Source organism: Mesorhizobium sp. 113-3-3, assembly GCF_016756495.1.
Lineage (GTDB): Bacteria > Pseudomonadota > Alphaproteobacteria > Rhizobiales > Rhizobiaceae > Mesorhizobium.
The window spans coordinates 1684262-1696063 of the sequence record NZ_AP023243.1; the positions used below are offsets into that span (position 1 = coordinate 1684262).

The 11802-nt window shown below is 63.5% G+C and carries 14 protein-coding genes and 1 riboswitch; of the genes, 7 read left to right on the forward strand and 7 right to left on the reverse strand.

Features of this window, described 5'->3' with window-relative positions; translation table 11 throughout:
- Positions 1-2: 2 nt before the first annotated feature.
- Together JG746_RS08160 and rpmB are read right to left on the reverse strand one after the other, a co-directional pair.
- Positions 3-683 (reverse strand): queuosine precursor transporter, encoded by a 681-nt coding sequence (locus JG746_RS08160; protein WP_202357678.1) that lies wholly within the window; start codon positions 681-683, stop codon positions 3-5.
- 179 nt (positions 684-862) lie between these two features.
- Positions 863-1159 (reverse strand): 50S ribosomal protein L28, encoded by a 297-nt coding sequence (gene rpmB / locus JG746_RS08165; RefSeq protein ID WP_010911765.1) that lies wholly within the window; start codon positions 1157-1159, stop codon positions 863-865.
- A 259-nt stretch (positions 1160-1418) separates the two neighbouring features.
- Here rpmB and JG746_RS08170 point away from each other — a divergent pair, with 259 nt between their 5' ends.
- From JG746_RS08170 to JG746_RS08180, 3 genes are read left to right on the forward strand one after another with little or no spacing between them, the layout of a single operon-like run.
- Positions 1419-2207 carry a DUF3108 domain-containing protein gene (locus JG746_RS08170; RefSeq protein WP_202357679.1) on the forward strand — a complete coding sequence of 263 codons (789 nt, stop codon included), beginning with the start codon at positions 1419-1421 and terminating at the stop codon, positions 2205-2207.
- Positions 2208-2247: 40 nt separating this feature from the next.
- Positions 2248-3141, forward strand: a complete 894-nt coding sequence (yddG, locus tag JG746_RS08175) for an aromatic amino acid exporter YddG (RefSeq protein WP_202357680.1) — start codon at positions 2248-2250, stop codon at positions 3139-3141.
- The gene (locus JG746_RS08180) at positions 3138-3812 is read left to right on the forward strand and encodes a lysoplasmalogenase family protein (RefSeq protein ID WP_202357681.1); all 675 of its coding nucleotides are present in this window, start codon (positions 3138-3140) and stop codon (positions 3810-3812) included. The genes yddG and JG746_RS08180 overlap by 4 nt, the downstream gene beginning before the upstream one ends.
- Before the next feature lie 103 nt (positions 3813-3915).
- On the opposite strand, the gene JG746_RS08185 is transcribed toward JG746_RS08180, so the two are convergent.
- The 3 genes from JG746_RS08185 to gloB are packed head-to-tail and all read right to left on the reverse strand — an operon-like array spanning position 3916 to position 5468.
- A complete protein-coding gene (locus tag JG746_RS08185) occupies positions 3916-4209 on the reverse strand; it encodes a hypothetical protein (protein ID WP_202357682.1) in 294 nt (97 codons plus the stop codon).
- Between the two features lie 34 nt (positions 4210-4243).
- Complete coding sequence (locus JG746_RS08190) at positions 4244-4681, reverse strand: cupin domain-containing protein (protein ID WP_202357683.1); 438 nt, start codon at positions 4679-4681, stop codon at positions 4244-4246.
- 19 nt (positions 4682-4700) lie between these two features.
- Positions 4701-5468: a hydroxyacylglutathione hydrolase gene (gene gloB, locus JG746_RS08195; protein WP_202357684.1), complete on the reverse strand. Its 768-nt coding sequence runs from the start codon at positions 5466-5468 to the stop codon at positions 4701-4703.
- 164 nt (positions 5469-5632) lie between these two features.
- Here gloB and JG746_RS08200 point away from each other — a divergent pair, with 164 nt between their 5' ends.
- The 4 genes from JG746_RS08200 to JG746_RS08215 all read left to right on the forward strand — a co-directional run bounded on the left by JG746_RS08200 (position 5633) and on the right by JG746_RS08215 (position 9713).
- Positions 5633-6421, forward strand: a complete 789-nt coding sequence (locus JG746_RS08200) for a class I SAM-dependent methyltransferase (RefSeq protein WP_202357685.1) — start codon at positions 5633-5635, stop codon at positions 6419-6421.
- A gap of 118 nt (positions 6422-6539) precedes the next feature.
- Positions 6540-8360: an ABC transporter ATP-binding protein/permease gene (locus JG746_RS08205; protein ID WP_202357686.1), complete on the forward strand. Its 1821-nt coding sequence runs from the start codon at positions 6540-6542 to the stop codon at positions 8358-8360.
- Positions 8361-8447: 87 nt separating this feature from the next.
- A complete protein-coding gene (locus JG746_RS08210) occupies positions 8448-9251 on the forward strand; it encodes a DUF1194 domain-containing protein (protein ID WP_202357687.1) in 804 nt (267 codons plus the stop codon).
- 141 nt (positions 9252-9392) lie between these two features.
- The gene (locus JG746_RS08215; RefSeq protein ID WP_202357688.1) at positions 9393-9713 is read left to right on the forward strand and encodes a DUF1330 domain-containing protein; all 321 of its coding nucleotides are present in this window, start codon (positions 9393-9395) and stop codon (positions 9711-9713) included.
- A gap of 12 nt (positions 9714-9725) precedes the next feature.
- Here JG746_RS08215 and metW read toward each other — a convergent pair whose 3' ends face one another.
- Both metW and metX read right to left on the reverse strand, forming a co-directional pair.
- Positions 9726-10340, reverse strand: a complete 615-nt coding sequence (gene metW / locus JG746_RS08220; protein WP_202357689.1) for a methionine biosynthesis protein MetW — start codon at positions 10338-10340, stop codon at positions 9726-9728.
- Positions 10341-10398: 58 nt separating this feature from the next.
- Positions 10399-11568: a homoserine O-acetyltransferase MetX gene (gene metX, locus JG746_RS08225; protein WP_202357690.1), complete on the reverse strand. Its 1170-nt coding sequence runs from the start codon at positions 11566-11568 to the stop codon at positions 10399-10401.
- Positions 11569-11675: 107 nt separating this feature from the next.
- A riboswitch (SAM riboswitch) is annotated at positions 11676-11753 on the reverse strand.
- Positions 11754-11802 lie beyond the last annotated feature (49 nt).

The window sequence follows — 11802 nt, forward strand, 5'->3', positions numbered from 1 at the left end:
GTCTAGGCCGCGACTGCCGGCTGGCTCCAGCGCGCGGCGAGCAGCCGGTAGGGGATGAGCGCGACCACGGCGATGATCAGCTTCACCGAAAGGTCGCCGAGCGCCCAGGAAACCCAGCGCATGGCCTCGACGTGGAAGACGCCCATCAGCGGCGCCGTCTCCAGCGCAAAGCTGTCGTTCGGGCCAGCGAAGGCGAAAGCGGCCGAGAAAGCGACGGTGAAGAAGACCATGGTGTCGAAGACCGACCCGACCAGCGTCCCGACGATCGGAGCCCGCCACCAGCTCTGACGGCGCAGCCGGTTGAACACGGTGACGTCGAGCAGTTGCGCGGACAGGAAGGCGGCACCTGAAGCGGCGGCGATGCGCACCAGCCGGTCGGCCGCGGTCTCGAATTCGATCAGGCCATGGCGGAACAGGAAGGGCGGGACGAGGATCGAGCAGACCACCGCCGTCATGAAGCCGACAAAGACGATCCGGCGCGCCACGGAAGGCCCGTAGCGGCGGTTGGCAAGGTCGGTGACCAGGAAGGAGAACGGATAGGTGAAAGCGCCCCAGGTGAGCAGGTCGGCCAGCGACAGGCCGCCGATCTGACCCTGCATCGGGAACTGCACGAGAATGTTCGATGCCACGACGACAAGCGCCATGGCGGCCACGAAGGGCAGATATCGCGAGAAGGAAGTCATTTTTTTATCCTGGGTAATGGAACCAGCGGAGCATCATGCCCGTCGGGCATGCTCGCTTCGTATTTGAGCACCGGATTGGCGAACCTTGCGGATCTAATCCGATGCCTAGGGCCAACACGATGTTGGCCAGAGGCCAACAAGAGGTTAGCCCGGCGGTCGTCCCCCGCCTTGATCCGGTGTTAGGCAGCGACCTGTTCGGCCAGCTTCTTGGCGATCTGCTTCTTCAAGAGACGCGCGCGCTGCGACAGTTCCTTGACGTCGGCCTTGGCCAGGAAAGCGTCGAGGCCGCCGCGATGTTCGACCGACCGCAGGGCGTTGGCCGAAATGCGCAGGCGCACATTCTGGTTCAGCGCTTCCGAAATCAGCGTCACATTGACGAGGTTCGGCAGGAAGCGACGCTTGGTCTTGTTGTTGGCGTGGCTCACATTGTTGCCGGTCTGGACTGCCTTGGCAGTGAGTTCGCAGGTGCGGGACATAATTCTAACCTTCAATTCTCTCGGGACCTGCCAAACCTTTGTGCCCACGCCGGGTGGCGCGCGGTTCTGGTCAGGCGGCCTTATGGAAAAAGTTGGCGTTCCATAGTTGCATTTCGCCGGGGCGTCAAGCTCCGGCTTTGCCATGGAAGCGCCCGGCATTTCACATAAAGGCCGGATTTCATCCTATAAGCAGTCCGACAGGGACATGCCAGACCGGAGTTGCCCGCCTCCGGCCGAAAATCAAGGATCCGATCCCGCCATGCCTCGTTTGCCTCACGCACTTGTTGCCGTGCTTGCCATCGCCTTGCCGTCCGCCGCGTCGGCTGCCTCGCCGCAATCCTTCAAGGGTGAGTACACGGTGTCGTTCTTTGGCCTCTCGATCGCGAGATCGACCTTCTCCAGCCATTACGAGAACGGCGCCTACGCGATCGACGGCACGGTCAAATCGGCAGGCCTTGCCAAACTGTTCGACGACACGCGCGGCACGATCTCGTCCAAGGGCACGATTTCCGGCAAGAAAATGGTGCCGGAGGCATTTCGTGCCGATTATACCTCCGGCAAGAAGGTTTCCGCGATCGACATTCGCTTTGCCAATGGCGCCGTCACTTCGACGCAGGTCATTCCGCCGCCGGGCAAGCGCGACCCCAATGATTGGGTGCCGATCGGTGCCGGCGACCTTGCATCGGTGCTCGATCCGATGGCCGCGACCGTCATCCATGCCGACAGCCTCGACCAGGTCTGCGGCCGTAAGGTCAAATTCTATGACGGCGAGATGCGCGCCGACCTGACGCTGACCTACGATTCGAAAGGCACCATCTCGGTGCCGGGCTACAAGGGCGATACCATCACCTGCCGGATGGGTTTCGAGCCGGTGGCCGGCTATCGCAAGGGCCGCAAGGCGCTCAACTATCTCAGGAACAAGAGCCGCATGATGGTGACGTTTGCGCCGCTCGGCCAAACCGGAGTATATGCGCCGATCCACGCCACGGTTGGAACGCAGATCGGCACCTTGACCATCAGCGCCAAGCGTTTCGAAGCGGTACAATAGGGCGCGCCTGGGGATAGAACAGCGCACCACGGGGGACGGAATGGCGCGCGCAACACTCATCGGTTTTTCAGCGGTCGCCATGTGGGCGCTTCTGGCGCTGCTTACCGACGCATCCGGCAAGGTGCCGCCGTTCCTTCTGTCGGCTATCACCTTCTCGATCGGTACCGGCGTCGGGCTTGTCGCGCGGCTGTTCATGCCGGCCGCTGAGCAGAGCCAGAAAATCCCTCGCCAAGTCTGGGTGATCGGCATTGCCGGCCTGTTCGGCTACCACTTTTTCTATTTCACCGCGCTGCGCAACGCGCCGGCGGTGGAGGCCAGCCTGATCGCCTATCTGTGGCCGCTGCTGATCGTGCTCGGATCGGCGCTGATGCCGGGCGAAAAACTGGCGTGGAACCATGTCGTCGGCGCGCTGCTCGGCCTGGCCGGCACCGTGCTGATCGTCACCAAGGGCGGCGGGCTGGCCTTCGACGCGCGCTACGCCTTCGGTTACGCCATGGCCGCCGTCTGCGCGCTGCTCTGGTCGTCCTATTCGCTGTTGTCCCGGCGCTTTCCCTCCGTGCCGACCAGCATCGTCACCTGGTTCTGCGCGGCGACCGCCGTGCTGTCGCTCGTCTGCCATCTGGCGCTGGAACAGACAGTGTTGCCAAATGGCGCCGGCCAGTGGCTGGCCGTGCTCGGGCTTGGCCTGATGCCGGTGGGGGCGGCCTTCTATGCCTGGGACATCGGCGTCAAGCGCGGCAACATCCAGGTGCTGGGCGCGGCAAGCTACGCGGCGCCGCTGCTCTCGACGCTGGTGCTGATCGTGGCCGGCGTCGCCGAGCCGTCGCTGCGCATCCTTGCCGCCTGCGTGCTCATCACCGGTGGCGCCGCCCTGGCGGCGAAATCGCTGTTCCTGCGCAAGCCGGCGGCAGTCGAGAGCGGAGCCGGGGCATGACCATGCCGTTTGCCGGCGGCATCGACGCCAATGCCAATGCGACGCTGATCTTCTCGCTGGTTGCGGCGGTGATCTACGCCTTTACGCTCGGCATGCCGCAGAGCCTCGCCCGCTCGGCGGCAAAGACGCTGGCGGTGGCGATGCTGGCCGTGCTTTCGGGGCTGCAAGGCGGCCCGCTGCTGCTGGTCGCGGCCCTGGCGCTCAGCGCGGTGGGCGACGCCTTCCTGTCGCGTGACGGCGAAAAGGCGTTTCTCGGCGGGCTCGCCAGCTTCCTCATCGCCCACATCGTCTACATCGCGCTGTTCCTGCGCAGCGGCGGCGGGTTGGGGCTGCTTGGCGCCGAATCCTGGCGCGGGGCGATCGCGCTGGCACTGGCGGTGTTCGTGATCGTCATGCTGGCGGCGCTCTGGCGTCGTGTCGGCCCCGGCCTGCGCGTGCCGATCGCCTGTTATGTCGTGGCGATCCTGGCGATGGGCGTGGCGGCGCTGACCACCAACAGCGCCTGGGTGATCGCCGGCGCCGTGCTGTTCATGGCCTCGGACGGGTTGCTGGCCACGGAGAAGTTTCTGGTGGCGGCCATCTCGCCGCATCGTACGTGGATGCGCTTCGCCATTTGGGGGCTGTATTACGCCGCCCAACTGGGGATTACGCTTGGGTTCCTGCTGGGGTAGGATTTGCCGTCGGATCCGATGGAGGGAAACGCCCAATGCTGATGATGCTCAGCAGCTAGTCCTGATCCACCGCCCGATTTCGATGGAAGGCGGCTACTACAGTTCATTGCGTCAAGATGGAGCGCAGTGTCATGTGTATCATGCACAAGGATCCACCGAGGGCGATGAGAAAAATCATGACGAGAAGGCGTTTTTGAAGTGTAGGGGTTTGCTTCCATTCCTGAAACAATTTCCAAGACCAGAAGATCACATAGGCCGCAAGAAACACACCGTCCAAAAACAGCGCGACAAAGATGCTTTTCGGATAAATGGGCCGCAACAGAAGGCCGGCTACGCAGATCGCGACGAAGGCGGCAATGAGCAGCTTGTTTCGCGTCGGCAGCCGATAGTCATTCATGTCGACGTGCCCTGAATGGCGTCTGTCCTTGGGGTCATTCTCCAGGCTGCCAGCCCGGCGCGGCCAGTTCGAAGGCGGCGAAATCAAAGCCGGGCGCGACGGTGCAGCCGACCAGCGTCCACTCGCCCAGGCTGCGCGCCGACTGCCACCAGCCCGCCGGCACGACGATCTGCGGCCGCTCGCCCGCCGCGAGCTCGATGCCGAGCACCTGCTCGATGACCTGGCTGCCCTTTGGCCCGCCTTCTTCCCACATCGAAAGCGCCAGCGGCGCGCCGGCATGGAAATGCCAGACCTCGGCCGCATCCTTGACCCGATGCCAGGCCGAAAGCTGGTGCTGTTCCAAAAGGAAATAGATGGCGGTCGAATGACCTCGCGCACCGCCGGCTGCGTCGCGAAAGGTTTCCACATACCAGCCGCCTTCCGGATGCGGCTTCAGTCCGAGTGTCGCGATGATTTCCGCGGAACTGGTCATTGGTCGAATGCCTGCACGCTCAAAAATTGTCCTTGCGCTTGCGGATCTCGGCGAACACATCGGCATTCCCGGCCTTTTCCATGCCGAGATGCTTGCGGATCGCCGGGTCGTGCCAGCGCAGGAAGGGATTGGTCGAAAGCTCCTCGCCGATGGTCGTCGGCAGCGTCGGCTTGTTGTCGGCTCGCAGCGCCTCGATCCGGGCGGCGCGCTCCTTCAACGCTGAATTGGTCGGGTCGATGGTCAGCGCGAAACGGGCGTTGGCGAGCGTGTATTCGTGGCCGCAATAGATTGTCGTCGCGGCGGGAAGGGCGGCAAGTTTGCGCAGCGATTCATGCATCACCGGCGGCTTGCATTCGAACAGCCGCCCGCACCCCAGCGCAAACAGCGTGTCGGCGGTGAACGCCACCTGCGATGCCGGCAGATGATAGGAGACATGGCCGGCGGTATGGCCGGGTGTGGCGATCACCTCGATGCGCTCTTCGCCGAGATGAAGGACGGAGCCGTCTTCGACGGTTTCGTCGATGCCGGGGATCTTGGCCTTTTCCGCCTCCGGGCCGACGATGCGCAGCTTGAAGCGCTCCTTCAGCGCCAGATTGGCCTCGACGTGGTCCATATGATGATGCGTGGTCAGGATCATCGTCGGCGTCCAGCCGGTGCGCTTGATCGCGGCCAGGATCGGCGCTTCCTCGGGGGCGTCGATGATCGCCGTCTGCCCGCTCTTGGGGTCATGCACCAGCACGCCGAAATTGTCCGTGCGGCACATGAACTGTTCGATTTCGACCGCCATCATATCTCTCCTTTTGTCGCCGCAGACATAGGGCGCCAGAGGGCGGATGTCATCCACGAGATGACTGAATGTCATTCCCGGAGATGACGAATGTCATCCGCGTATGTGTCAGCTGCCTCCGGCCCTTTGTTGAAACCGGCCGATATCACGGCTACATCCCTGACATGCATTCCGACATCGTCGACCTTCGCTCCTTCTATTCGACAACGCTCGGCCGGTTCGCCGAGCGCTCGATCACCATGGCGCTGTCGTCGATATGGGCTGCTGTCCCCAATGAACGGCTGGTCGGCCTCGGCTATACCTTGCCCTGGCTGGAGCGCTTCGGCACCGATGCCGAGCGGGTCTTCGCCTTCATGCCGGCGACGCAGGGCGCGGTGGTCTGGCCGGCAACCGGGCCGACGGCGACCGCTTTGGTCTTCGACGAGGAGCTGCCGCTGGTCGATTCCTGCATCGACCGCATGCTGCTCGTGCATTCGCTCGAACATGTCGAAAACCCGCGCGAGACGCTGAACGAGATCTGGCGGGTGCTGTCGCCGGCAGGGCGCGTCGTCATCGTCGTGCCAAACCGGCGCGGCGTCTGGGCGCGCTTCGAGCATACGCCGTTCGGCAATGGCCGGCCGTTTTCGCGCGGGCAGCTGACGGAACTGCTGCGCGAGGCGAATTTCACGCCCGCCGCCTGGTCGGATGCGCTGTTCTTCCCGCCATCGCGACGGCGCTTCATGATGCGCTTCCACAATGTTCTGGAGCGCGCCGGCCGGCGGCTGTGGCCGATCTTTTCCGGCGTCATCGTCGTCGAGGCGCAGAAGCGGCTCTATCAGGGCGTGCCGGTCGCCCAGCGCGCGTCCCGCCGCGTCTTCGTCCCGGTGCTGTCGCCACACGGCGCGACGCGGCTCGGCCGCCTCTCCGACGCCGCAGGCCCATTGGCGCCGGCTCGTCAGGTGAAACCTTCGTGATCGGCGCGGAAACTTTCCACGCGCGGCGTTTTTCCGACCTATCTGTCGTACACGGGCGGCAGCCGTCGGCTCATTTCATCCGGTTTCAGCATCGCACCTGAACGCAAGGACTTCAGACATGGCTGATCAACTGGACAATCAGGCCACCGTTCAGCCGGTCGCCGTCGAGGCCAGCAGCCTGCGTGATCAGGTTGCGACGATCAGGCGCGCGCTGGTGGCGTCGCCGGTCCGCAAATGGCTGTTGTGGACCTCGGTCGGCATAATGGCCGTCATCATCGCGACCTCGATCGGCCAGGTCCTGCTCAACCGCTGGAACCAGCCCTTCTACGACGCGCTGGCGCGCCGCGACATGGCGGCCTTCCTGCACCAGCTCCTCGTCTTCGCGATGATCGCCGGCGGGCTGCTGGTGCTCAATATCGGCCAGACCTGGCTCAACCAGATGATCCGGCTGAAACTGCGCGAGGCGCTGACACTGGACCTGATCGACCAATGGATGCGGCCGGCGCGCGCCTTCCGGCTGGCCAATGCAGGCGCCATCGGCGTCAATCCCGACCAGCGCATGCAGCAGGACGCGGCGCATCTCTCCGACCTATCGACCGATCTCGGCGTCGGATTGCTGCAGTCGCTCATCCTGCTTGTGTCCTTCGTCGGCGTGCTGTGGGAACTGTCCTCAGGCTTCGTCTTCCACGTCAACGGCTGGTCGCTGGCCATACCGGGCTACATGGTCTGGGCGGCGTTCCTCTATGCCGGCACGGCCTCCTGGCTGAGCTGGCTGGTCGGGCGGCCGCTGATCAAGCTGAACAGCGACCGCTACACACGAGAGGCGGAGCTGCGCTCCTCGATGGTGCGCGTCAACGAGAATGTCGATGCCATCGCGCTCTACCATGGCGAAGCCGATGCCAGGCAGCGGCTTGAACTCGACCTCGGCACGGTGCTGGGTGCCATGCGGCGCATCTATACCGCGCAGATCAACCTGTCCTGGGTGACCGATACCTATGGCTGGATCACCGTCGTGGCGCCGATCCTGGTTGCCTCGCCGGTCTATTTCTCGGGCGATATCAGCTTTGGCGGGCTGATGATGGCGGTCGGCGCCTTCAACCAGGTCCACTCCTCGTTGCGCTGGTTCATCAACAACATCGGCGCCATCGCAGATTGGCGCGCCACGCTGATGCGTGTCGCCGACTTCCGCATCGCGCTCGATGAAACCGATGTGCTGCACGACACCGAAAGACGCATCACCTTCGATCAGAACGCCAATGGCAGCCTGACGTTCGAGAAGCTCCAGGTGGCCTCGCCGGAGGGCTGCACAAAACTTTCCGACCAGCATGTCGAAATCCACCCCGGCGAACGCGTCATGATCACCGGCGAACCCGGCGCCGGCAAGACGCTGTTCTTCCGCGCCATTGCCGGGCTTTGGCCCTGGGGCAGCGGAAAGATCGGCCTGCCGGCGGGAGAAACCCTCATCTTCGTGCCGCGCGTGCCGTATTTGCCGGCTGGCACATTGCGCGAGGTACTCAATCACGCAAATGGGCATGCGCCCGCGAGCGATGCCGATATTGTGGCGGTGCTGGCCGAAGTTGGACTGGAACGGCTGTCGTCCTCGCTTGACCGCGTCGGGCGCTGGGACCACGAATTGGGCGATGATGAACAGCGGTTGCTGGGCGTCGCCAGGCTGGCCTTGCGGCGGCCGAAATGGGTGATCATCGACGAAGCGATGGATGCGTTCGACGGCCCCTCGCTGCGGCGGGTGCTGGCGATGCTGGAAAAGCATCTGAAGGGCTCCACGATCATCAATATCGGGCGTGGCCAGCACAATATCCAATTCTTTCCGCGCGGCCTGACGATCGTCAAGGATTCCGGTGCTCAAGCGCTGAAACCCGCCCACGTCAGGGCCGGCGCCATCGATCCACCGCCGGTCGCGGTCCGCCGCAAGAAATAGGGCTGTCTTTCCGCATCGTCGCTGCAAGCTTTATTTCGCCGCGATCGCGAAGGAGAATTTCCCGGAGAACAAAATTTGGCGGTGGCGATGCTTGATGCCCTGCGCCTGCTTGCCTGTCTTGCCTGCGCCCAGCCAACACCCGTTGCGGCGCCACCGGATGCGCTGGTCGTCGACGTAGAGCTGGTGCTGGCCGTCGATATATCCCTGTCGATGGACGAGAAGGAATTCGCCCTGCAGCGCGCCGGCTATGTCCAGGCGCTGCGTCATCCGGATTTCATCCAGGCGGTCCGGTCCGGCAATGCCGGGCGCATCGCGATCACCTATTTCGAATGGGCCGGCACGGTGCGCGACGACGCGGTCATCGGCTGGCAGATCATCGACAGCGCGCAGAGCGCCTACAGCTTTGCCGATAAGGTGGCGGCGCGCCCGTTCCGGAGTTTTCGCGGCACCTCGATTTCCACGGCTCTTGCCTTCGGCACGGAGCTGTTCGACAGGACGAATTTCGCCGGGGAACGCAGCGTCATCGACATATCGGGCGACGGCCCCAACAATATCGGGCCGCCGGTCACCGCGATGCGTGATGCGGCAACCGCAAAAGGCATCGTCATCAACGGCTTGCCGATCCTGATCAACCCATCGCCGACCTTCAAACATCTCGACCAGTATTACGCGCAGTGCGTGACCGGCGGACCCGGGTCCTTCGTGCTGCCTATCTACTCGGCCTCGGAATTTTCCACCGCCATCCGGCGCAAGCTGATCCTCGAAGTGAGCGGCATTCAGGGCAAGGCCAGCATCATTCCCGTCGACGCGGACGCGCCGATCGACTGCCTGCAAGGCGAACGCGACAGACGGTTCCTGTCGGATCCGTATTTTCCGGAACTCGACCGGTGAACTTGCGCCAAGAGCGCCAGAGACCGGCCGTCGAAGCAGTTGATACCATTACTTCTGACGTAATCGCTTTGCCTCAGGCGCTCCTGCAGATTGCCCTCACGAGGCCGGCAAGTCGGCTTCGATAGACAAGGGAGTTATGTCATGACCGCTTACGCCGTTGCCCATATGCGCCAAGTCACGATGGGCCCGCAGATCGTCGAGTACCTGCACAAGATCGATGCCACGCTGGAGCCATTCTGCGGCCGTTTCGTCGTCCATGGCGGCAACGTCGAGGTGGTCGAGAACGACTGGCCGGGCAACCTCATCGTCATCGAATTTCCCGACCGGCGGCATGTGCGCGCGTGGTATGCTTCGCCCGCCTACCAGGCGATATTGGCGTTGCGCACGGAGAATTCCCAATCCGACGTGGTGTTCGCCGACGGTGTCGAGCATCCGCACAAGGCCACGGATGTCCTGGGCTAGACGCGCCGTACTTTAGCGCTTCAGCAGGAACACCGCCTGCTGGCCGAAAAAATTCCAGAACCACCAGGGCATCGACAGGCCGATCTTCTGGCCGGCGGCGTCGAGCGCGGTCGCCTTTTCCACGGTCGCGCCAAGCTCCTCGCACAAATTGACGAAGTCGCGGATGGTGCAGAAATGGATGTTGGGCGTGTCGTACCAGGAATAGGGCAGGTCCTGGGTCACCGGCATGCGGCCTTTGACGAACAGCGACAGACGCACCCGCCAATGGCCGAAATTGGGGAAGGAGACGATCGCCCGGTTGCCGATGCGCAGCAACTCGTCGAGCACCAGCTTCGGGTTGCGGGTGGCCTGCAAGGTCTGTGACAGGACGACGAAGTCAAAGCCCTTGTCGGGATAGAATTGGAGATCCTTGTCGGCATCGCCCTGGATGACGGAGAGGCCGCGCGCCACGCATTCGTTGACGCCGCGCTGCGACAGTTCAAGCCCACGGCCGTCGACCTGCTTGGTGTCCTGCAGCAATTCAAGCAGTGAGCCGTCGCCCGAACCGACGTCGAGCACGCGGGACTGCGGCGGGATGAGGTTGGCGACGACCTCGAGGTCGACGCGCTGGCTGCCGTTGACGCTCATGATATCGCCCTCCGTGTGGCGCTTGATCCTGATCCGGAAAGTCTGCAACGTTCCGGGGTCATGCGCTCAGCCCTCTCGCCCGCGCCGCCGACCCGATGAAGCCGTTGATGGCGGCGAACAGTTCCGGCTCGTCGAGCAGGAAGGCATCGTGGCCGCGATCGGTCTCGATCTCGACGAAGGACACCGAGGCGCCGGCGGCATTGAGCGCATGCACGATGGAGCGGCTTTCTTCCGTCGGAAACAGCCAGTCCGATGTGAACGACACCAGGCAGAAGCGGGTCTTGGTTCCGGCAAAGGCGTCCGCCAGCCTGCCGCCATGGTCGGCGGCAATGTCGAAATAGTCCATGGACCGCGTCATATAGAGATAGGAATTGGCGTCGAAGCGGTCGACGAAGGTCATGCCCTGGTGGCGCAGATAGCTTTCGATCTGGAAGTCGGCGTCGAAGCCGAACGTCAGGTGGTCGCGATCCTGCAGATTGCGACCGAATTTGCGGTGCAGGGCGGCTTCCGAGAGATAGGTGATGTGGGCAGCCATGCGCGCCACCGCCAGGCCCTTTTCCGGGCGCTTGCCATGCTCGAAATATTTGCCGCCATGCCAGTCCGGATCGGCCATGACCGCCTGCCTGCCGACTTCGTGGAACGCAATGTTCTGCGAGGAATGGCGCGCGCCGGTGGCGATCGGCAGCGCCGAAAAGACACGCTCGGGATAGCTCGACGCCCATTCCAGCACCTGCATGCCGCCCATCGAGCCGCCGAGCACGCAGAACAGTTTCTCGATGCCGAAATGGTCGATCAGCATCTGCTGCGCGCGAACCATGTCACGGATGGTGATGACCGGCAGGTCGAGCCCATAGGGCTTGCCGGTGGAGGGGTTGGTCGAGGCCGGGCCGGTGGAGCCCAGGCAGCCGCCGATGACGTTGGAGCAGATGACGAAGAAACGGTTGGTGTCGATGATCCTGCCGGGGCCGATCAGCACTTCCCACCAGCCCGGCTTGCCGGTCACCGGATTGGTGTTGGCGACATGCTGGTCGCCGGTCAGCGCGTGGCAGACCAGGATGGCATTGGAGCGGGCATCGTTCAGCGTGCCATAGGTCTGGTAGGCGATCTGGAACGGCGACAACAGCGTGCCGGCGTCGAGCTTGAGCGGCTTGTCCGCCCCGAAGCGCAACACCGGGCTCGACGGCTGGTCGGCCTCGTTGTTGGTCTTTCCTGCGCGCAGAGTGGCCATTCACGTACTCACTTGCTGCATCGTGCCAGACGAAAAACCGTCGCCGATGCGTCCGTCCGGCCGGCCGCGGACAATAAAAAACCGGCATTGCCATTCGCAAAGCCGGTTACGTCACGCAAACGGCCCTTTAGCGAATTGTTTAACGTGGCTGCAAGCCGACCGGCCAAATCACCACGGAACTGTCGCTGTCCTTCTAGAACTCGCTCGCCCCGCCGTCAATGCCGGCTGTCTGGG

Bases quoted from the DNA above. Each gene is read 5' to 3' on its own strand.
- JG746_RS08200 (WP_202357685.1), top strand. From the start codon at position 5,633: ATGCATTCCGACATCGTCGACCTTCGCTCCTTCTATTCGACAACGCTC.
- gloB (WP_202357684.1), bottom strand. From the start codon at position 5,468: ATGGCGGTCGAAATCGAACAGTTCATGTGCCGCACGGACAATTTCGGC.
- metX (WP_202357690.1), bottom strand. From the start codon at position 11,568: ATGGCCACTCTGCGCGCAGGAAAGACCAACAACGAGGCCGACCAGCCG.
- JG746_RS08170 (WP_202357679.1), top strand. From the start codon at position 1,419: ATGCCTCGTTTGCCTCACGCACTTGTTGCCGTGCTTGCCATCGCCTTG.
- rpmB (WP_010911765.1), bottom strand. From the start codon at position 1,159: ATGTCCCGCACCTGCGAACTCACTGCCAAGGCAGTCCAGACCGGCAAC.
- JG746_RS08180 (WP_202357681.1), top strand. From the start codon at position 3,138: ATGACCATGCCGTTTGCCGGCGGCATCGACGCCAATGCCAATGCGACG.
- JG746_RS08190 (WP_202357683.1), bottom strand. From the start codon at position 4,681: ATGACCAGTTCCGCGGAAATCATCGCGACACTCGGACTGAAGCCGCAT.
- JG746_RS08205 (WP_202357686.1), top strand. From the start codon at position 6,540: ATGGCTGATCAACTGGACAATCAGGCCACCGTTCAGCCGGTCGCCGTC.
- JG746_RS08210 (WP_202357687.1), top strand. From the start codon at position 8,448: ATGCTTGATGCCCTGCGCCTGCTTGCCTGTCTTGCCTGCGCCCAGCCA.
- JG746_RS08160 (WP_202357678.1), bottom strand. From the start codon at position 683: ATGACTTCCTTCTCGCGATATCTGCCCTTCGTGGCCGCCATGGCGCTT.
- JG746_RS08185 (WP_202357682.1), bottom strand. From the start codon at position 4,209: ATGAATGACTATCGGCTGCCGACGCGAAACAAGCTGCTCATTGCCGCC.
- yddG (WP_202357680.1), top strand. From the start codon at position 2,248: ATGGCGCGCGCAACACTCATCGGTTTTTCAGCGGTCGCCATGTGGGCG.
- metW (WP_202357689.1), bottom strand. From the start codon at position 10,340: ATGAGCGTCAACGGCAGCCAGCGCGTCGACCTCGAGGTCGTCGCCAAC.
- JG746_RS08215 (WP_202357688.1), top strand. From the start codon at position 9,393: ATGACCGCTTACGCCGTTGCCCATATGCGCCAAGTCACGATGGGCCCG.